Annotated in this window: 16 protein-coding genes; 6 read left to right on the forward strand and 10 right to left on the reverse strand. The window is 67.8% G+C overall.

The features are described from left to right. Positions 1-32 precede the first annotated feature (32 nt). The 3 genes from I2456_RS20070 to I2456_RS20080 all read left to right on the forward strand — a co-directional run bounded on the left by I2456_RS20070 (position 33) and on the right by I2456_RS20080 (position 2,090). Positions 33-170, forward strand: a complete 138-nt coding sequence (locus I2456_RS20070; protein ID WP_169717189.1) for a hypothetical protein — start codon at positions 33-35, stop codon at positions 168-170. Continuing rightward, positions 170-1,303 carry a YeiH family protein gene (locus I2456_RS20075; RefSeq protein WP_085073640.1) on the forward strand — a complete coding sequence of 378 codons (1,134 nt, stop codon included), beginning with the start codon at positions 170-172 and terminating at the stop codon, positions 1,301-1,303. Before I2456_RS20070 ends, I2456_RS20075 begins: the two co-directional genes overlap by 1 nt. Before the next feature lie 97 nt (positions 1,304-1,400). Continuing rightward, positions 1,401-2,090, forward strand: a complete 690-nt coding sequence (locus I2456_RS20080; protein WP_085073574.1) for a GAP family protein — start codon at positions 1,401-1,403, stop codon at positions 2,088-2,090. 4 nt (positions 2,091-2,094) lie between these two features. Here the strand turns inward: I2456_RS20080 and I2456_RS20085 are convergent, their stop codons facing one another. The 4 genes from I2456_RS20085 to fdxA form a co-directional block, all read right to left on the reverse strand. Continuing rightward, positions 2,095-3,354 carry an alpha/beta hydrolase gene (locus I2456_RS20085; RefSeq protein WP_085073573.1) on the reverse strand — a complete coding sequence of 420 codons (1,260 nt, stop codon included), beginning with the start codon at positions 3,352-3,354 and terminating at the stop codon, positions 2,095-2,097. Positions 3,355-3,426: 72 nt separating this feature from the next. Continuing rightward, the gene (locus tag I2456_RS20090) at positions 3,427-5,793 is read right to left on the reverse strand and encodes an APC family permease (RefSeq protein WP_085073639.1); all 2,367 of its coding nucleotides are present in this window, start codon (positions 5,791-5,793) and stop codon (positions 3,427-3,429) included. Positions 5,794-5,857: 64 nt separating this feature from the next. Continuing rightward, positions 5,858-6,943 (reverse strand): succinyldiaminopimelate transaminase, encoded by a 1,086-nt coding sequence (dapC, locus tag I2456_RS20095; protein WP_085073572.1) that lies wholly within the window; start codon positions 6,941-6,943, stop codon positions 5,858-5,860. A 32-nt stretch (positions 6,944-6,975) separates the two neighbouring features. Continuing rightward, the gene (gene fdxA, locus I2456_RS20100) at positions 6,976-7,302 is read right to left on the reverse strand and encodes a ferredoxin (protein ID WP_068027872.1); all 327 of its coding nucleotides are present in this window, start codon (positions 7,300-7,302) and stop codon (positions 6,976-6,978) included. A 410-nt stretch (positions 7,303-7,712) separates the two neighbouring features. Between fdxA and I2456_RS20105 the strand changes: the two genes are divergently transcribed. Beyond that, the gene (locus I2456_RS20105) at positions 7,713-8,048 is read left to right on the forward strand and encodes a hemophore-related protein (RefSeq protein ID WP_068027870.1); all 336 of its coding nucleotides are present in this window, start codon (positions 7,713-7,715) and stop codon (positions 8,046-8,048) included. An 80-nt stretch (positions 8,049-8,128) separates the two neighbouring features. On the opposite strand, the gene I2456_RS20110 is transcribed toward I2456_RS20105, so the two are convergent. Beyond that, positions 8,129-10,720 (reverse strand): bifunctional FO biosynthesis protein CofGH, encoded by a 2,592-nt coding sequence (locus I2456_RS20110; RefSeq protein ID WP_085073571.1) that lies wholly within the window; start codon positions 10,718-10,720, stop codon positions 8,129-8,131. Positions 10,721-10,935: 215 nt separating this feature from the next. Here I2456_RS20110 and I2456_RS20115 point away from each other — a divergent pair, with 215 nt between their 5' ends. Further along, positions 10,936-11,817 (forward strand): PE family protein, encoded by an 882-nt coding sequence (locus tag I2456_RS20115; protein ID WP_085073570.1) that lies wholly within the window; start codon positions 10,936-10,938, stop codon positions 11,815-11,817. A 6-nt stretch (positions 11,818-11,823) separates the two neighbouring features. On the opposite strand, the gene I2456_RS20120 is transcribed toward I2456_RS20115, so the two are convergent. Both I2456_RS20120 and mshB read right to left on the reverse strand, forming a co-directional pair. After that, the gene (locus I2456_RS20120; protein ID WP_085073569.1) at positions 11,824-12,285 is read right to left on the reverse strand and encodes a hypothetical protein; all 462 of its coding nucleotides are present in this window, start codon (positions 12,283-12,285) and stop codon (positions 11,824-11,826) included. A 92-nt stretch (positions 12,286-12,377) separates the two neighbouring features. After that, on the reverse strand, positions 12,378-13,280 hold the full coding sequence (mshB, locus tag I2456_RS20125) for an N-acetyl-1-D-myo-inositol-2-amino-2-deoxy-alpha-D-glucopyranoside deacetylase (protein WP_085073568.1): 903 nt from the start codon (positions 13,278-13,280) through the stop codon (positions 12,378-12,380). Positions 13,281-13,352: 72 nt separating this feature from the next. Between mshB and I2456_RS20130 the strand changes: the two genes are divergently transcribed. Further along, positions 13,353-13,952: a TetR/AcrR family transcriptional regulator gene (locus I2456_RS20130; RefSeq protein WP_085073567.1), complete on the forward strand. Its 600-nt coding sequence runs from the start codon at positions 13,353-13,355 to the stop codon at positions 13,950-13,952. 12 nt (positions 13,953-13,964) lie between these two features. On the opposite strand, the gene I2456_RS20135 is transcribed toward I2456_RS20130, so the two are convergent. The 3 genes from I2456_RS20135 to typA form a co-directional block, all read right to left on the reverse strand. Then, positions 13,965-16,313, reverse strand: coding sequence for a PE family protein (locus I2456_RS20135; protein ID WP_085073566.1), 2,349 nt, complete (start codon positions 16,311-16,313; stop codon positions 13,965-13,967). 178 nt (positions 16,314-16,491) lie between these two features. Beyond that, a complete protein-coding gene (locus I2456_RS20140; RefSeq protein WP_139823096.1) occupies positions 16,492-18,384 on the reverse strand; it encodes an ABC transporter family substrate-binding protein in 1,893 nt (630 codons plus the stop codon). A 37-nt stretch (positions 18,385-18,421) separates the two neighbouring features. Beyond that, positions 18,422-20,308: a translational GTPase TypA gene (gene typA, locus I2456_RS20145; RefSeq protein ID WP_068027846.1), complete on the reverse strand. Its 1,887-nt coding sequence runs from the start codon at positions 20,306-20,308 to the stop codon at positions 18,422-18,424. Between the last annotated feature and the right edge of the window lie 30 nt (positions 20,309-20,338).

A 20,338-nucleotide genomic window follows, 5' to 3' on the forward strand; every position in this document is an offset into this window, starting at 1 on the left:
GCGTGGCGGCGTGGGCCGCGACAATTCTGTGCATGAATAGTGTTGGGCCGCAGCGGCGCAATCTGCGCTCGCGGGTCACCTCGGTGTCGGTCGATTGGTGGGCGACCCTGGCGGCCGGCGTCATCACCGCGCTGGCGGTCGCCGACGTCCTGCCCCGGATACCGTGGTGATGGCCGTGACCACAGTGCACGCCGGCAGCGACGAAACGGAGAGCCAAGGCGCCTTCGCCAGCACCCGGCCACTTCAGTACGTGCCGGGCATCCTGCTGCTGATCGCCGTCGGGTTGCTGGGCAAGTACGCCCAGATCTGGTGGAACGCCCTGGCCCGCCACCAACACTGGACGGTGCCCGACATCGAGTACGTGTTGTGGGCGATCCTGATCGGGCTGCTCATCACCAACACGATCGGCCTGCACTCGATCTTCCGGCCCGGGGTGGCGACTTACGAATTCTGGCTCAAGGCCGGCATCGTCGTGCTCGGGTCCCGCTTCGTGCTCGGCGATGTCGCCAAATTGGGCGGCATCAGCCTGATTCAGATCCTCATCGACATGACGGTCGCGGGAGCCATCATCTTGGTCGCCGCACGCGCCTTCGGCCTGTCGGGCAAGCTGGGCTCGCTGCTGGCGATCGGCACTTCCATCTGCGGCGTGTCGGCCATCGTCGCCGCAAAGGGCGCCATCCGGGCCCGTAACTCCGATGTCAGCTATGCCATCGCGGCAATCCTGGCGCTGGGCGCGGTAGCGCTGTTCGCACTGCCGCCGCTGGGTCACGCAATCGGTCTCTCGGACAACGAATTCGGGTTGTGGGCCGGGTTGTCGGTCGACAACACCGCCGAAACCACGGCGACGGGCTATCTGTTCTCCGATCACGCCGGGAAGGTCGCGGTGCTGGTCAAGTCGGTCCGCAACGCGTTGATCGGTTTCGTGGTACTCGGTTTCGCGTTGTACTGGGCCGCGCGCGGGCAGGCCGACGAGGTTGCGCCCGGTGTGCCGGCCAAGGCCGCTTTCATCTGGGCCAAGTTCCCCAAGTTCGTCCTGGGATTCCTGGCTGTCTCGGCGATCGCCACCGCCGGCTGGTTGAGCAAGGGCCAAATCGCCAATCTGGCCAACGTCTCCAAATGGGCGTTCCTGCTCACCTTCGCCGGTGTCGGACTCAACACCGACATCCGGCAGATCGCCCGCACTGGTTGGCGCCCGCTGGTCGTCGCCGTCATCGGACTGACCGTCGTGGCGTTGGTGTCGCTGGGGGTTGTCCTGCTCACCTCACGCGGACTGCACTGGGGCATCGGAGCGCACGCCAAGTAGGCGGTCGCCGCCCGACCACCGGCCGGGTGAGCGGGACAGCCGCCGGTAACCTAGCGCGCATGCCTATCCGGACCGGCCAGTAGGCAACCGACCTTCTATGTGGATCACCATCCTGGTGATGGCCGTCGCTGTCAGCCTCGAACCCTTCCGGATCGGCATGACGGCGTTGCTGCTGAACAGGCCCCGCCCGATGTTGCAGCTGCTGGCCTTCCTGTGCGGGGGCTTCGCGATGGGTATCGGCGTGGGTCTGGCGATTCTGTTCGTCTTCCGGCAGTGGCTGGACAAGGGGCCGCTCGATACCCATCAGTTGTCGTTACCCCGGGTGCAGATACTGATCGGCGGGCTGGCGGTGCTGGTCGCCGCCGTCCTGGCGCTGCGGACCGTCCTGGGCCGCCATTCACCGTCTGACGAGGAGCGCCGAACGCAGCCGCCCAAGGTGGCCAGATGGGCCCAGCAGCTGGTGCAAGGCGGTTCGCTGTGGGTTGCCGCGGTAGCCGGTCTGGGCATCGCGCTGCCGTCGGTGGATTACCTGGCCGCGTTGGCCGTCATCCTGGCTTCGGGCGCCACGGCGACGAAACAAGTGGCGGCGCTGGTGCTGTTCAATGTGGCAGCCTTCGCGCTGCTCGAAATCCCGCTGCTGGCATACCTGTTCGCCCCCAACAAGACCCATACCGCTGTGCAAGCGCTGAACGACTGGATCCGGTCGCGACGCCGGATCGAGGTCGCCACCTTGCTCGCCGGCGTGGGCGCCGTGCTGCTTGCCGTGGGGCTGGCCGGCTTGTGCTGACCCGCTACGCCAGGCGCTGGGCGGCGGCCACCGGACGCGACGCGTAGATCTGGGCCAGGAATTGCTCGACGGCCACCGCGGCGTGCGCCGCGCGGGCCGACCCGAAGATGTCGAAAGCGTGCTGGGCGTAGGGCAGTTCGGCGTAGACGACGGGCTGCCGGCTCACCTGCCGCAGGCGCGCGGTGAAGCTGCGGGCCTGCTCGACGGGAATCAACGAGTCGTTGGTGCCGTGCAGCACGAAGAACGGCGGCGCGTCTTCGGAGATGTGGGTGATCGGTGAGGCGTTGCGGAACGGCTCCGCGGTCTCCGCACGCCGCAACTTGAAGACGTTCTTGGCCAGCACCGCACCCAGCAACGGATGCATGGAGCTGTCGTTGCGGGTGAAGTCGTAGACACCGTAGAAGGGCACGGCGGCCTGGACGCGGGTGTCGGCTTCTTCGAAGCCCGGCTGAAACTGCGGGTCGTTGGGAGTCAGCGCGGCCAGCGAGGACAAGTGTCCGCCGGCCGAGCCGCCGGTGATCGCGATCCAGTCCGGGTCGCCGCCGTATTCGGCGATGTGTTCTTTGGTCCAGGCGATCGCGCGTTTGACGTCGACGATGTGGTCGGGCCAGGTGGACCGCGGGCTGAGGCGGTAGTTGATGGCCACACAAACCCAGCCCAGCTCGGCCAGATGGCTCATCAGGGGATGCGCCTGGCCACGCTTGTTCCCGACCATCCACGCCCCACCAGGGACCTGCAGCAGCACCGGAGCCCGGCCGCCGCGATCAAGGTCGGGGCGGCGCCAGATGTCGAGCTCGTTGCGCGAACCGCACTCCCCGTAACTGATGTCCCCGTCGTGCGCGTAATCGCGATAGATGCGCAGCATGCGCGCCACGCCCGGCTTCTTGGCGGTTGCGCCCTCGGGCGCCGGCCGCTTCCACAGCTCACCACCGTCTTTGCGGCGATCCGGCCCCAACCCGGCGTCCAGCGCCGCGGTCAGTGGCCCGTCGGCCGACCGACCGATGTGCCGCAACCCCAGCAACCCCACCCAAGACACCGCCGACACCAGCCAGGACACGCGCAGCACCCGCGGCGACAACCGCCGAGACACCGCAACCAGCGCCGCGAACTGGGCGCCGAGGGTCTGCATCGGCAGCTCGGAGGCGAACAGGCCGTAAGCGAAGGCGTACAGCGACCCGTAGCCACTCTTGGAAAGCGGGCGGTAACCGTTGGCGGTGAACGCCAAACCCAACACGGACCCCAACACGGCCGCTATTCGCTTCACAGCTGTCCTTCCCGTCCCTGACTGTCAATGAATCTAACTTCTTAGTCGGTGGGCACTTGAAGACCGGGGCCGTCAGCCGGTTTCGCCGGCTTCTCCCGCGCCTCCGGCGTCGCGGGTTTCCTGTGGCTCCTCGAGGACCTGGTAGGCCGGGTTGACCATGGCCACCGGCCCGTCGTGGTTCTGGCGGGCTTTACCGGTGACGCGTACCCGCTGGCCCGGCGCGATGTCTGACCCGCCCCGGCCGGGGTGGAAGGTGATCTCCAGGTCGCCGCTGTCGTCGCCGACGACGACCCAACGCGACGTGCGCCCGCCTTTGGTGACGTCCTCGATCTGGTTGACCCGCCCTTCCACGGTGGCGCGGTGGCCGGGGATGAGGCTGGCCACGGTGATCACCGATGGCGGCCGCTCGGGATGCTCGTAGGCGTCGACGTCGCGGTCTTCTGACTGCGTCACCCAATCTTCGAGCTTGTCCAGTTCTCGGGCGATCCGCTGCTCGAAGCGTTCCGGATAAGCCTCTTTGATCCGCGACTGCACGTCGTAGGGCACGATCGTCGCCGCGGCGTCCGGTATCAGGCTGACCGCCCGCGCGATCTTGTCGGCCGTGCGGTCGTGCAGGAGTCGTCCCAGCAGCGGCGCGTAGGTGCGACGCGGCAGCAGCACCGTCACGTTGGTGTCGGGGTGTTCTTTCGCCGCCGTCGCGACCAGCACCTGGGCCGACCGGGTGACGCGTCGATCCGGGCAGTCCACTACCCGCAGCGGCGTCTCGAGTCCGAAGTGGTCCCAGCGCTTTCGGATCTGCGCGGCATGGATGGCGTCGACCATGAAGTGCACCGCGATCAGCTCGTCGGCCCGCAATCCTTTCCCGTAGCGCAACGCCTCGATCACCGCGAGGTCCACCGAGTTCACGAAGATGTACACCCGGTGCCGCGCGTATTTCACCAACTCCGGACGGTCGGTGCGGAACATCTCGAGAATGGCCGCCTCCGCGCGGTATTCGCGGTTGAGCCGCATCAGCATGAGGACCAGCAGCGGGAAGACCACGACGACCAGCCACGCGCCTTCGGTGAACTTGGCCACCGCGAAGATGCCCACCACGACCGTCGAAAGAATCCCGGCGGACAGGTTGATGGCGAGCCGGTGTCGCCAGCCCGGCTCCCGGTGTGTCAGATGGTGTTTGGTCATCCCGTAGCCGGCCATGGAGAATCCGGTGAATACGCCGATGGCGTAGAACGGGACCAGCGCATTGACCGAGCCGCCGGTGGTGATCACCAGCGCGACCGACAGCGCGGTGAGCGCGATGATGCCGTTGGAGAACACCAGCCGATGCCCCCGCTTCATCAGCTGCCGCGGCAAGAAGCGGTCCTCGGCGACGAAACTGGCCAGCGCCGGGAAGCCGTTGAAGCTGGTGTTGGCGCCGGTGAACAAGATTGCCGCAGTAGCGGCTTGAACGAGGAAGAAGAAGATGTCCCCGGTCAGCCCGCCGCCGAAGACCGCCCGGCCGATCTGGGAGAGCACCGAGGGATATTCGGACAGGTAGGGGGTGGCGTGGGTGGCGTAGGCCAGGTAGGCCACCCCGGCCAACAAAAAGCCCAGAGTGCAGGCCATCGCGGTGAGCACGCGACTGGCGTTGCGGCCCTCCGGTTTCCGGAAGACGTCGACGGTGTTGGAGATCGCCTCCACGCCGGTCAACGACGAGCCACCGTTGGCGAAAGCGCGCAGTAACACCAGGATCGTCGCACCCATCACCAGCCCGTTGCCCTGATGTACGGGCACGGTTCCGGCCAGATGCTGCGCATCGTAGGTGGGCAATCCCCACACCAGGTGGCGGACAACCCCGACGACGATGGTCAGGCCGACCATGATCACGAAGAGGTAGGTGGCCGCCGCGAACGGCTTCCCGGCTTCCTTCAGCCCGCGCAGGTTCAAGTAGCAGATGACGACCACCACGCCGACGGTGATTTCCAGGCTGAACGGGCCCAACCGCGGAATCGCCGACACCACCGCGACCGTCCCGGCCGCCGACTGCACCGCCACGGTCACCACATAGTCGATCAGCAGTGCCGCGGCGGCGATCTGTGCGACTTTGGGGCCGAAGTTGTCCCGGGCGACGATGTAGGAACCGCCGGCACGGGTGTATGCCATCACCACCTGCCGATAGGACGCGGCGACCAACACCAGGATCAGCAAGATCACCCCGGTGATGGGCAGCAGCAACGCGAAGGCCGCCAGCCCGGCATGGGGCAGTAGCTCGATCAGGATCTGTTCGGGACCATACGCGGTCGACGAGATGGCGTCGGGTGAAAGCGCGCCCAGCGCAACCGGATTGGACAGTCGCTCGGCCGCCAGGTCCTCGGTGATCAGCGGCTTGCCCAGAAACACTCGCTTGAGGATGTCGCCCAGGGTCAGGGGGATACGCGGCTTGCCCGCCGAAGTGGTCACGACCACACATTGTGCCGGTCGACCCTGGCCGCCGGCGGGTAGCCGGGCCAGCGAGCGTCGGGTGTTAGCTGAGCCGGCGCGCCGCGGCGTCGATGCGTTCGTCGGTGGCCGTCAGCGCCACCCGTACATGCCGACCGCCACGCGGGCCGTAGAAGTCGCCCGGAGCGACCAAAATGCCGCGTTCGGCGAACCAGGCGACCGTGTCGTGGCAGCCCTGGCCGCGGCTGGCCCAGAGGTAGAGCCCGGCCTCGGAATGGTCGACGGTGAAACCCGCCGAGCGCAGGGCAGGCAACAGCGCGGCCCGCCGCCGCGCGTACCGCTCGCGCTGCATCTTCTCGTGGTCGTCGTCGTCCAGGGCGGCGACCATGGCGGCCTGCACCGGAGTGGGCACCATCATGCCGGCGTGCTTACGCACCGCCAGCAATTCAGCAACCAGGCCCGCGTCGCCGGTGACGAAGCCGGCTCGGTAGCCGGCCAGCGACGAAGTCTTGGACAGCGAATGCACCGCCAGCAGTCCGGTGTGGTCGCCGCCGCACACCGACGGGTGGAGCACCGAGTACGGCTGCGCGTCCCACGCCAAACCGAGGTAGCACTCGTCGGAGGCCACCAGCACGCCCCGGTCGCGCGCCCAGTCGACGACCTTGCGCAGATGGTCCAGGCCCAACACCCGCCCGGTCGGGTTGCTCGGCGAGTTGAGATACACCAAGGCCGGGGTCCGCGGTCCCAGCTGGGTCAACGAGTCGGCTTGCAGCACGGTGGCGCCGGCCAGCCGCGCACCGACGTCGTAGGTCGGGTACGCCAATTCGGGCACCACGACCGCGTCGGCGGGCCCGATGCCCAGCAGTGTCGGCAGCCAGGCGATGAGCTCCTTGGTGCCGATGACGGGCAACACCGCCGCTTCGGCCAACCCGGTGATCCCGTAGCGGCGGGCCAGCGCGGCGACCGCCGATTCCCGCAGCTGCAGGGTCCCGGCGGTGGCGGGATAGCCGGGTGCAGCACTGGCGGCGGCCAGCGCCTCCTGGATGACCGGCGCGACCGGATCGGCGGGCGTGCCGACGGACAGGTCGACGATGCCGTCCGGGTGGGCACCGGCCACCGCTTTGGCGTCGGCGAGGGTGTCCCACGGGAAAACCGGCAGGGACGCCGACACCGGCCGGCGCCGCCGAGGGTGCTGGGGCCCGCTCAGTCTTCTTCGCCCTGCGGGGGCAGGTCCTTGACCACTTGCGGGTCGTTCTCGGTCATCCCCACCTTGGCCGCACCGCCCGGCGATCCGAGCTCCTCGAAGAAGTCGGCGTTGATCTGCGTGTACTGGCTCCACTGCTCGGGCACGTCGTCTTCGTAGTAGATCGCTTCGACCGGGCACACCGGTTCGCAAGCGCCGCAGTCCACGCACTCATCGGGGTGGATGTAGAGCATCCGGGCACCCTCGTAGATGCAGTCGACCGGGCACTCCTCAATGCATGCCTTGTCCTTGATGTCGACGCAAGGCTGCGCGATCGTGTACGTCACGGACGTCTCCTCAACGTGTCCTCTGGGTACTGCTCACTGTGGGCTGCTGGTGCGTCACAAGGGCTTCCGGAGCCCCGGTAGATGACGCGTTCGGTTACTGATACTAGACGTAGCACATACACGTCAACCATCAGGCACGCCCGGGACCGCGGTCGCTGCGGCCGGTGCGGCCGGTGCGGCCGGCTCCAGGAATTCACCGTCGAGCTCCGGTGTCCTATTTCGGTATCGGTGAAACCGCCAAAAAAGCGCTCTGACCTGCGAAGAGTTACGCTGCAGGGGGGTATTGCGATATCCATTGCGATAGAAGGAAGCCCGGGGGGCCTGGTAGCCTGAGTCGCAGACGGCAACCGCTGGGCAGATGTCGTCGCCGTCCTTTCGGTCGGTGCATTAGTTGGGGAAGGTGTCCACTCATGGCAAGGCTGTCGTTGGCAAAATTCGCCGCCGCTGTTGGCGGTTTGGGCGTGGCGTTGACCGCTGCGACCGGTATCGCGTCCGCAGATCCGCTGGACGCGGTCATTAACACGAACTGCAGTTACCCGCAGGTGATTGCCGCGCTCAACGCGACGAACCCGGGAGCTGCGGCGCAGTTCAATGGGTCGCCGATCGCGCAGAACTACCTGCAGCGGTTCCTGGCGTCGCCGCCGCCGCAGCGCGCGCAGATGGCGGCGCAGCTGCAGGCGATGCCGGGCGCTTCGCAGTACATCGGCGTGGTTGAGTCCGTCGCCGGTGTCTGCAACCAGTACTGAGTCCGCTCAGTAAGCAGCTGATTAGTCCCGACACTCCGGGCCGAGCTTCGGCCCGGAGTGTCGGCGTTTCTGCAGAGAAGTCAGGCCGCGAGCGGGGCGTAGGTGGTGGTGCGCTGCCGGGCCGGGCGGCCGATGCCTTCGGCGATGGCGGCCAGTTCGGCCGCCGTTTTGGCCGATCCATGCTCGGAGCCGGCCATCCGCGAGATCGTCTCCTCCATCAGCGTGCCGCCCAAATCGTTGGCGCCGCCGTTGAGCATGACCTGCGTGCGCTCCACGCCAAGCTTCACCCAGCTGGTCTGGATGTGAGAGATCCTGCCGTGCAGCATGATTCGCGCCAAGGCGTGCACCGCGCGGTTGTCGCGGTGCGTGGGCCCGGGCCGCGCGGCACCGGCCAGATACAACGGTGAATTGTGGTGCACGAACGGCAGCGGCACGAACTCGGTGAATCCGCCGGTGCGGTCCTGAATCTCGCGCAACACGTTGAGATGGGCTACCCAATGCCGCGGGCTGTCGACGTGGCCGTACATCATCGTCGATGACGAACGGAGCCCCACTTCGTGGGCGGTGGTGACGATTTCGATCCACAGCGATGTCGGCAACTTGCCCTTGGTGAGCACCCAACGCACCTCGTCGTCGAGGATCTCCGCGGCGGTGCCCGGAATGGTGTCCAGGCCGGCCTCGCGCAGGCCGATCAACCACTCGCGAATGCTCAACCCGCTCTTGGTGACACCGTTGGCGATCTCCATCGGGGAGAACGCATGCACATGCATCGACGGCACCCGGGCCTTGACCGCGCGGACCAGATCGGCGTAGCCGGTGACCGGCAACTCCGGGTCGATGCCGCCTTGCATACATACTTCGGTGGCACCGGCGACGTGGGCTTCCCATGCCCGTTCGGCTACCTCGGCGGTCGACAGCGAATAGGCGTCGGCGTCGCCTTTGCGCTGAGCGAAGGCGCAGAACCGGCAGCCGGTGTAGCAGATGTTGGTGAAGTTGATGTTGCGGTTGACCACGAAGGTCACGTCGTCGCCGACCACTTCCCGGCGCAGCGAATCCGCAAGCGCAGCAACCGCTTCCAGGGCGGGACCGTCGGCGGTGGCCAACGCCAGGTATTCGTCGTCGGTGCAGGCGGCCGGGTCCCGTTCGGCTGACCGCAGCGCGGCCAGCACGTCGGTGTCGATGCGTTCAGGAGCGCGGCGCGCCAGTTCGTGCACGTGCGACCGGATGGAATCCCAGTCGCCGAACGCGCTGTCGAGATCGCTGCGGGCACCGGTGTTGCGACCCTCGGTGTCGATCGCGGCATTGAGGTCCACTCGGCCCAGCGATGACACGTCGTCGGGCTCCTGCCAGGGCATGCCCACCGGATTGACGTCGCGGGCCAAGCCGGTGGCCGGATCGGCCAGCGCGACAACGTGTCCCCGCACCCGCGGATCGATCCACGCCGCACCGGCCTGGACGTACTTGGGCTGGGCGGTCAGCCGCTGCACCAACTCGTAGCCGGCTTCGGCGGTGACCGCGGCCAGGTCGTCCAGCGCCGGCCAAGGCCGTTCCGGATTGACATGGTCGGGGGTCAGCGGTGATACGCCACCCCAGTCGTCGACACCGGCGCGCAGCAGGGCCAGGCACTCGTCACGAGAGACCAGGTTCGGCGGCGCCTGAATGCGCATAGCCGGGCCCAGGACCAGGCGGGCGACGGCCACCGTGGCGAGGTAGTCCTCGATCCCAGCGTCGGGCACGGCGGCCATGGCGGTGTGCTGTTTGGCCCGAAAGTTCTGCACGATCACTTCCTGGATGTGCCCGAACTCTTTGTGCACCTTGCGGATTGCGTGCAATGTCTCGGCTCGTTCGACCAGTGTCTCGCCGATGCCGACCAGCAGGCCAGTGGTGAACGGAATGGACAACCGGCCGGCGTCGGTGAGGGTGCGCAGCCGCACGGCGGGGTCTTTGTCCGGGCTGCCGTAGTGCGCCAGCCCCTTGGTTTCGAACAGCCGCCGTGACGTCGTCTCGAGCATCATGCCCATCGACGGCGCCACCGGCTTGAGCCGCGACATCTCCGCCCAGCTCATCACCCCGGGATTCAAGTGCGGCAACAACCCCGTCTCTTCCAGCACGCGAATCGCCATGGCCCGCACATAGGACAACGTGGAGTCGTATCCGCGCTCACCGAGCCACTCGCGCGCCTCGGGCCAGCGGTCCTCGGGACGATCTCCGAGCGTGAACAGCGCTTCCTTGCAACCGAGTTCGGCACCGCGACGGGCGATGTCGAGGATTTCGTCGGGCTCCAGGTACATGCCGGACCCCTGGGCGCGCAGCTTGCCCGGCACGGTGACGAAGGTGCAGTAATGGCAGTTGTCGCGGCACAGGTGGGTGACCGGGATGAAGACCTTGCGCGAATAGGTGATCGGTAGTCGGCCCTGCGGCCCGCGGACCCCGGCGGATTCCAGGCCGGCGTCGCGCACCCGGGCTGCGCTGGCGCACAGGTCAGTCAGATCGGCGCCGCGGGCGGTCAACGCGATGGCCGCCTCGTCGACGTTGAGTACGACACCATCGCGCGCCCGCCGCAGCACCCGCCGTAACGCCGATGCGCTGGTCCGTGTCGGAACGACGGGGCTGGGCAGAGTCGTGGGCTGCTGGCCCGGTGGCTCCGGCGTCTGCTCCGGTGTTAAAGGCACGTTCGTTTAACTTCCCCACACGCGAATTTCATCCGCACGTCCCACCATGTGAAACCGCAGAACTTCGGTGCCATACGCGCAACAGTAGCCCCAGGCGGGTGCAAGCACGCGGTCGAGGTTCGCCCGGCATGTGATTGCTCGAGACGGCCGCCTCGAGGCACCGATCCCGCTACCATCCCTTGCAAGTTGGTGTGTTTTCGCGGAAGGAACCTCGCATGTCGAACTTGCTGGCGGCGCCGCAGGCGCTGGTGGCGGCGGCGGCGGACGTAGCCGGCATCGGATCGGACATCAACGCGGCCAGCGCGGCAGCGGCGATGCCCACCACCGGCATCGCCGCGGCGGCCGCGGACGACGTCTCCACCCAAGTCGCCGCCCTGTTCTCCAAGTTCGGCCAGGGCTATCAGCAGCTCAGCTCGCAACTGGCGACCTTCCATACGCAGTTCACCGAGGCCCTGCGGACGTCCGCCAACGCCTACGCCGCAGCGGAGGCCAGTGCCGCACAAACCTTGGCGAGCGCGGCGAACGGGCCCGCTCACCAACTGCTGGAAGGTCCCCTGCTCGGTGGGGGCGCCGTCGTGTCCGACGCGGTGGGCCGCGTGCAAAGTGCCGTGGCCGGCGTGTTCGGCACCAACGTGACCGGGGCTCCCGCGGCTGCAGCCACCAGCGCGCTGAGCCTGGCGGCCACCGGCGGAAACATCGGCCGGGCCGCGTCGAGCGCGCTGTCGGCGGCCGCTGCGGCGGTGGCGGCACCGGCGGCCGTCATACCGGTGTCGGTGGCCACCGCCATCGAGGAGGCATACCTGGCCGTCGAGCCGTATGTGCAGTACGGCTTCAATCTCGCCTCGTACGCCGCGGGCTGGCTGCCCTGGGTGGGCATACTGGCGCCGCAGATCAACTTCTTCTACTACCTGTTCGAACCGATGGTGCAGAGCGCCCTGTTCAACACGCTGGACTGGCTGGACGGCACCATCAGCTTCGCGCAGGGGCTGAACAATTTCTGGTCGGCCACCTCAGCGTCGGTCAACCAGTTCATCTACAACGAGTGGTACTGGATACGCGGCTTCTTGCCGCCGCTGCCACCGCTGCCGCCGCTTTAACAGCAGTCAGCCGCCGCTCCTGCGCAGCCAGAGCACCCAGGCCGGCGGCGCCACACCGAGGACCAGCAAGAGCAACGCTCCGTAAGCCATCAGTCCTTGGCCGCCCAGGATGACATCGTCGCCGGGACCACCCAGGCTCATCACCGCCACGGTCAACAGCCACGCCCACAACGGCAACGCCGATATCCGCGGTGACTTGGTCCACCCCTGGGCGGCCCAGACCAGGGCGGCGTTGACCAGGCCGCTGATCAATGCGCTCACCGGGAAGGGCACCGACCCGATGTAAGCGGGCAACAACAACGCCCCCGCTAGCGCAGAAAGAACTCCGTCGACGACCAACAGAGCCAGGACAACGAACCGAAGTGCGGGCTGCGTCGCGTCGGTGTCGTCGACGGAGACGACACGGGATTGAGTGTCGGTCAGGTTGGGACGCTGTCGACTTGGGAGAGAATAGAGCCGATCACCCACTGGAAGCTGTCGAGACGGTCTTGCCAGTGCTGCAGGTTGGGGTCCAGGTCGGGGTCCATGCGAATTCCTTCCGTGACGGCCTATTTGGCAGCCTACGTGCCGAACTCGGCGAAGCCCAGACCGGCCAGCAGATCGGTTTCCCAGCCCCGCTCGTCGCGTTCGCCCGGGGCGCCCTCGACCAGAACGTAGTGCTCCTCGGCCAGGATCGGCAGCGCGACGTTGTTGGACAGCGCGCCCGCCCGGCCGGTCGGCCCGACCACCACTTGGGTGGCGTGCGCGCGTAGGGCGGCGACCTTGGCGGCGTGTGCGTGGGCGTCGGCGCCGATGACGGCGTTGATGCGGTCATCGGGGTAGGCGAAGGAGACTTCCTCCGCCGGCAGCAGCACCCACTCGGGTCGCAGGTCTGCCGCGGTCAGCCGTTGCCCGGCGGACACCAGTGAACTCAGGCCGAGAACCGTCCAATAGAACTTGGGCACCTCCCACGGTTCACCCGGGTAAGCACCGCCTGCCGCTGCAGCCACCGCAGCGGTGGTAACGATGTGGGTGTGCACGTGATCGGGATGCCCGTATCCCCCGTTGGGGTCGTAGGTCACCACCACATGTGGGCGCAGCTGACGAATGATGTCGGCCAGCGCACCGACGGTCTCCGATTCCTCGGCGTCGATGAACCTGGTCCGGCCGCGCCGCGGGGTGCCGGCCATTCCGGAGTCACGCCAGCGGCCTGCGCCGCCCAGATAGGTGGGGCCACCGGTGATGCCGAGCGCGTGCAGCGCGGTAGTGAGCTCGCTGATGCGGTAGCCGCCGAGCTGATCGGCCTGATCGACGGCGAGCTGGGCCCACCGTTCGCCGATGACCTCGCCCTCCTCCCCCAGCGTGCAGGTCACCACCTGCACCTGCGCTCCGCGCGCGGTGTAGTGCGCGATGGTGGCGCCGTTGCTCAGACTCTCGTCGTCGGGGTGCGCATGGACGAACAGCAGCCGCGGCGTCTCAGGCATGGACGCACCCTACCCGCCGCGCAATACTGCGCGGAAAGCCAAGATAGGAACGGCGACGGCTACTATCGAAAAATGACGCAGCTCACCCAGAACACGGCCAGGAGCCGTCGGCGCGGCGAAGTGCTCGAACGGGCCCTTTTCGCCGCTACCCTGGCCGAACTGGCGAAGGTCGGCTACGGCGGTCTGACGATGGAGGGCATCGCAGCCCGCGCGCAGACCGGCAAAGCCGCCTTATACCGGCGCTGGGCCAGCAAACATGATCTGGTGCTGGCGGCGCTGCATCATGCGGTGCCGCCGCTACCCGAGCCGCGGCCCGGTCGTTCGGCGCGGGAGAACCTGCTGGCGGTGTTCACCACGCACCGGGATGTGCTGGCGGGCAAGACGGACTTTCCCGGCCTGGAGATCATCGGCCAGGTCATTCACGAGCCCGAACTGCGCGCCATCTTCGCCGACGCCGTGGTGTGCCCGCGGCTCAAGATCGTCGAATCGATCCTGCAAGCCGCGGTGCGCGACGGCGACCTGGATGCGGCGACGCTCACCCCGCTGAGCCCGCTGATCGGTCCGGCGCTGATCAATCAGCACTTCATGCTGTTCGGCACACCACCGAGCCGCAAGGAGATCGCGCTCATCGTCGACACGGTCATTCCACCGAAACGACTGCAACAGAGCTGATCTAGGCGCTGACTAGAGCGTCCCGACGGTGTCGACGGTGCCGCCAGTGCCGCCACCGACCGTGATGCCGCCCGGGCCGATGTTGACGCTCCCGGTCAACACGGCGTTGAGATTGGCATTGATGTTGGCGCCCAGCTGAGTGAGGTAGGCGGGCAGCCCGCCGTTGAGCGTCAGCTGGATGGGGACCAGGAAGTTGCTGATGAACGACGCGTCCATCAGGAACTTGTTCTCCAGGGCGCCCAGGAAGCCACCGGCGGTGATCGCCCCGAACAGGTCTCCCTCGAGGGGCGGGACGATCAGGCTTTCGGTGATCGCTTTCAGCGGCGTCGTGAAACCGGTCAAGGAAGCGCCGAGCAGACCGTCGGCCACGCCCTGGACCCCGCCCACGACGCCGTTCACCATGCCGATCGCGTTGTCGATCGCCCCGTTGAGCGGACCGACCACACCGACCAGCGCCGCGCGCAGCGCTTCTTCGTTGGCCACCAGGTTGCCGTTGAACGCCAGCTGGCTGTTCACCAGCGCGTCCAAGCCGGCCGGTCCCAGACCCAGCTGCGTCAACAGCGACGCGTCCAGACCGGGGAGCCCGCCCACGGCGGCGTTGAGCGACAACAGCTGCTCGGCCGCGCCCAGCAGCCCGCCGCCCGTGATGCCGCCCGCGAACGCCGGGTTGAACAGCAAGCTGGTGGTCAGGCCGGGAACGTTGAGGCCCAGCGCGCCGTTGAGCACATTCACGGGCGTGCCGAGCAACAGGTTCGCGGCGTTGATCGCGTAGCCCCCAGCGCCCGTCAGCGCGGCGGGCCCGAGCAGCGCGGATACCAAGGCTTGCTCGTTGGCGACCAGAGCGGAACTGAGCGCGAGCTCGTTGGTGGCCAGCCCGCCCAGGATGCCGTTCTGCAGCACGTTCAACTGCGCGACGCCGTTGGTCGGTATCGCCGCCACGGTGTTGACCAACGCGGAGAACGGGCCGAAGTTGCCGGCTAATGCAGCCGTCAGAGCCGTGTTGACCTGCGCACCGAAGCCGGGCAGGGCCCCGGTGAAGCTGGCGACCAGGCCGGGCAGGTCGACGCCCAGGGCCAGGCCGGGGATGCCGGGCAAGCCGCCCGTCAAAGCCGCGCTGAGCTGTCCGCCCAGACCGTTGAGCGCGGCGTTGAAGTTCCCGATCAGCGTTCCGCCGGTCGGCAGGAGTGCGGCGAGGTTCGGTAAGCCACCGGACAGGGCGGCACTGAGCTGCCCGCCGAGCCCGTTGAGGGCGGCAGTGACGTTGCCCGCCAGGCCGGCGAGGCCGGGCAGGCCACCACCGAACGCACCGGACAAGGCGGCGGACAGCTGGGCGCCCAAGCCGTTGAGGCTGGCACCGAAGTTGCCCGCCAAGGCCGCGAGTGCCGGTAAGCCGCCACCCAGGGCGGCGGAGAGCTGGGCACCCAAGCCGTTGAGGGTGGCGCCGAAGTTGCCGGTCAGCGCGGCTCCGGTCTGAATCAGTCCGGACACGTCGGGCAGACCGGCGAGCGCACCGCTCACCTGGGCGCCGAGGTTGTTCACCGCCGCGTTGAAGCCGGCGGCCAGGGACTGACCGGTTTGCACCAGCCCGGACAGGTTGGGCAGCCCGCCGGCGAAGCTGCCCGACAAGGCGCCGTTCAGATTCGCAGCCAGGCTGGAGAAGTCGGGCAGCGCAAGGCTTCCCGACAAGACGGTGCTCAGCTGGCTACCGAGCCCGGACAGAGCGGCGTTGAAGTTACCCGCCAAGCCGTTGAGGGCCGCACTGAGCTGCAGCCCCGCGCCTGGGCCGCCCACCACCAGGCTGCTGGCGAAGCTCGTCGGAACCTGCGCGCCGATGACGGTGTTGATGACCTGCTCACCGGTGCCGACCACCAGATTGGCGGCGTTGAAGCCGCCGGTGAGAACGCTGCCCACCGCACTGTTGATGCCGCCTGCGGCCTGCACCAAGGCGTTCTGGCCACCCACCAGAGCGCCGTTGAACGCAAGCTCGGCATTGACCACGTTGGTGGCGAAGTTCGCGCCCGCCTGCCCGAAGACGTCCAGCGCGGCCCCCACCGGTCCACTTGCCAGCGCGGCCTGCACGTTGAGGGCCTCGGCACTGGCATAAGCCTGCGCGCCGGCGCTCATCGCCTGTACGAACTCCTCATGGAACAGGGCCGCCTGCGCGCTGAGCGCCTGATATGCCTGACCATGGGCCCCGAACAGCGCGGCGATGCTCGCCGACACCTCGTCGAGGCCAGCGGGGATCACCGCGGTCGTCGCGGTGGCAATCGCATTACTGGCCGAACTGATCGACGTGCCGATGCCCGCCAAATCAGTTGCGGCCGCCGCAACGAACGGCGTGTCTGCAAATAAAAAGGACATCTGTGCCCTCCCCGCCACTTTTGTGTACCGTCCCCAGCCCGATCGGACGCTTGAGCGGAGCGTATCGAAGTTTCTGCATTTCGTATGGGGTTTTTGACACAATCCGTCGGTAACAATTCGCCACAGGGACAATCAGTTTGGTCGGTTGTAACCCTGGATTGTTATGTTTAGGTTTGCATCATGGTCCTGTCTTGACCCACTGGCCCGCGTCACCGACAATGCCGACCGGTACGGCGCCGGACAGACTGACGTTCTGCACGCTCGGGCCGGCCGCGACGATCGTGGTGTCCTGCAGGATCGGCAGCACCGTGGACATGTTCCACAGCCGCGGTTCCACGGCGGTGATGACGTCGTTGATGTTCTTGGTGCCGTTGAGCGCGGCGTCGATGTTCGACTGGATGCTGCGATCACAGATGCCGGTGAGGTTTGACGGCGCCTTGACCAGCGCATTCGGGTCGGGCGGCCGGCTCGGGGCGGTCGGCGTCGGGGTATCGGGTCCGGCCGAGGGCGTCAGCCCGGTGGGACCGGAGCTCTGCGTCGTCGGGGCACCGGGCGGCGGCACCTCGGTGGCCTGCAACGCCGGACAGCTGAACCGCGACGACAACGACGTCGCCAGATTGCCGCCGGCTTGGTGCCACCCCACCAGCGCGTCGACCTGATGGTTGTTCAGTGCGTCGCGGAAGAGCACGACGGGGTCCAGCGCCAGCACACTGGCGGCGATTCCGACGTTGCGCAGCTGGTCGGCGGCGGTGTTGGCGACCGCCACCGCGGTCGGATCGTTGGCGGCCACGCCGATCACCAGCGCCAGCTGCTTGCCGTCCTTGCTGATCCGGCCGCGCACTTCCGGTGGCCCGGTGTTGATCGGTGTGGTCGTCGAACCAGGCGACGTCGGGGAGGCCGACGTGCTGCTCTCCACTTGGAAACCGGCGCCGGCGAGCAGAGCCAGTGCGGCCGTGGTGCTCATCGCCGGCGGCGCGGTCGGCACGTAGCCGGGGTCGCTGGGTGAGCGGATTTGTGCCTGGTCCAGGGTGACGGTGTTGTCGCTGCCTGCGCCGACGGCGGCGAGCAGATCGACATCGAGCAGGCCCAAAATCGCCTTGCGCACTTGGGAATCCGCCAATTTGGGCTCGTTGGCCCGCAGCGTGAGCTGCATGACCCGCGGCGTGACGATCCGGGCGGTGCGGACGTCGGGGATCGCGGAAAGCTGCGCGAAGGCGGCCGAACCGCCGTGTACCTGGGCCACCTGGGTGTCGCCGTTGCGGACCGAATCAGCAAGTGCCGCAGGCGCTCCGGCGCGACGGAACTGGATGAGCGCGGGTTTGGCCGGCGGACCCCAGTAACGATCGTTGCGGGCGATCAGGATCTCGTCGCGCTGGGGATCGATGTTCTCCACCCGGAACTGGCCGCCGGTGACGGGCAGCGCGCGGGCCAACCCGGCGGCGAACCCGCCCGGCACGTCTTTGACGATGTGGGCGGGCAGGATGTCGCTGAACAGCTCCCGCCAGGCCGGGTACGGCTGGGAGAAGGTGACGACGGCATGCTTGCCGCCTTCAAGCGACTGGACGCCGGTGATCAGGTCATAACCGGCCGGATCCACGACCCCGGGCTGGCTGACCATCTGGCGCCACAGGTACCAGAAGTCGTCGGCCGCGATGGGGGCGTTGTCGGTCCACTGCGCCTCGGGCCGGATCTTGTAGGTCACCGTGAACGGGTTTTCACTGGTCACGTCGGCCGACACCAGCAGTGTCGGGTCCATTTCCCACCGCGAGCCGGTCGACGAGTTCGGGTCTGGCACCGGGCGGAAAGCGCTGGGCAACACCAGAGCGCTGATCGCGGCGTTCACCGGCGACAGATCCGAAAGCAGGTGCGGGTTGAATCCGGCGCCGATCGAGTCGATACCCATGATGATCTGGGTCGGGTGCTGCGGCGGCGGCAGCGTGCTGTGGGGCGTGTCGGTGCTCTGCGGCGCCGGGGGCGGACTGACGGTGCAGGCCGACAGCGCCAGCCCGACCAGTGCGATCAGCACGCCGACCGTCACCAGGATGTGACGGGCTTGGTGCAGCACGAGGATCAGGTTAACGAGGGGACGCTCGCGCGCCAGCGGCACGTTATCCCCGGGCCTTGGCGCGCGCCCGGCTGCGGGCACGCGAAGTGGCGTCCAGTTCGACCTTGCGAACGCGCACGATCTCCGGGGTCACCTCGACGCATTCGTCCTCGGCGCAGAACTCCATCGCCTGCTCGAGGTCCAGGACCAACGGGCGCGCCAGCGTCTCCATGACGTCGGCGGTCGATGACCGCATGTTGGTCAGCTTCTTCTCGCGGGTGACGTTGACGTCGAGATCCTCGGCCCGCGGGTTGATGCCGACGACCTGCCCCTCGTAGGTGTCCTGCCCGGGCTCGACGAAGAACTGGCCGCGATCGGCCAGCTGGATCATCGCGAACGGTGTGACGCTGCCGCTGCGGTCGGACACCAGCGACCCGGTGTGGCGGGCCCGGATCTCCCCCGCCCACGGGCGGTAGCCGTCGAACACCGCGTTGGCGATGCCGGTGCCGCGGGTCAGCGTGAGGAAGTCGGTGCGGAACCCGATCAGCCCGCGGCTGGGCACGATGAAGTCCATCCGCACCCAGCCCGCCGCGTGGTTGGTCATCTCCTCCATGCGTCCCTTACGAGCGGCCATGAGCTGGGTGATGGCGCCGACGAACTCCTCCGGGCAGTCGATCGTCAACGCCTCGAACGGCTCATGCAGCTTGCCGTCGATGGTCTTGGTGACCACCTGCGGCTTCCCGACGGTCAGCTCGAAACCCTCGCGGCGCATCTGCTCGACGAGCACGGCCAGCGCCAGCTCACCCCGGCCCTGAACCTCCCAGGCGTCGGGGCGCCCGATGTCGACCACCCGGATGGAGACGTTGCCGACCAGCTCCTGATCGAGCCGGTTGCGGACCATGCGGGCGGTCAACTTGTGCCCGGACACCTTTCCGGCCAGCGGGGAGGTGTTGGTGCCGATGGTCACCGCGATGGCCGGCTCGTCGACGGTGATGCGCGGCAGCGCATGGGCATGGTCGGGATCGGCCAGCGTGTCGCCGATCATGATCTCGGGCAGGCCGGCGACGGCGACGATGTCGCCGGCGATCGCCTGGTCGGTGGGGCTGCGCTCGACGCCCTCGGTGGCCAGCAGCTCGGTGATCTTGGCGCTGGTAATAACCGGCAGCCCGTCCACCTCACGCATCCAGGCGACCTGCTGGCCCTTGCGGATGCGGCCGTTGTAGATGCGGATGAGCGCCAGCCGGCCCAGGAACGCCGATGCGTCGAGGTTGGTGACCAGCGCCTGCAGCGGCGCCTCCGGGTCGCCCTTGGGCGCCGGTACGTGCTCGAGCAGCACTTCGAACAGGGGGTCCAGGTTGGTGCCGTCGGGAACCTCGCCGTCGGCGGGTGCCTCGGTGCTGGCGATGCCCGCCCGCCCGGAGGCGTACAGGGTGGGCAGTCCCAGCGCGTGTTCGGCCGCCGCGGCGGCCTCGTCGTCGAGGTCGGAGGCCACGTCGAGCAGCAGGTCGTGGCTGGCCTCGACCACTTCGGCGATGCGGGCGTCGGGCCGGTCGGTCTTGTTGACCACCAGGATCACCGGCAGATGCGCGGCCAGTGCCTTGCGCAGCACGAACCGGGTCTGCGGCAACGGGCCTTCGGACGCGTCGACCAACAGCAGCACCCCGTCGACCATGGACAGGCCGCGCTCCACCTCGCCGCCGAAGTCGGCGTGGCCGGGGGTGTCTATGACATTGATAACAGTGACGGAGCCGTCCGGGTGATGGCGGTGCACGGCGGTGTTCTTGGCCAGGATGGTGATGCCTTTTTCCCGCTCCAGGTCCCCGCTGTCCATCACGCGGTCCTGCAGGTCACCGCGTTCGTGCAGCGCACCGGACTGCCGCAGCATCGCGTCCACCAGCGTCGTCTTGCCGTGGTCGACGTGGGCGACGATGGCTACATTCCGGAATTGCACGTCGGTGATTGTGGCAGCGGGCGCTGCAGA

Source organism: Mycobacterium kubicae, from assembly GCF_015689175.1.
Taxonomy (GTDB): domain Bacteria; phylum Actinomycetota; class Actinomycetes; order Mycobacteriales; family Mycobacteriaceae; genus Mycobacterium; species Mycobacterium kubicae.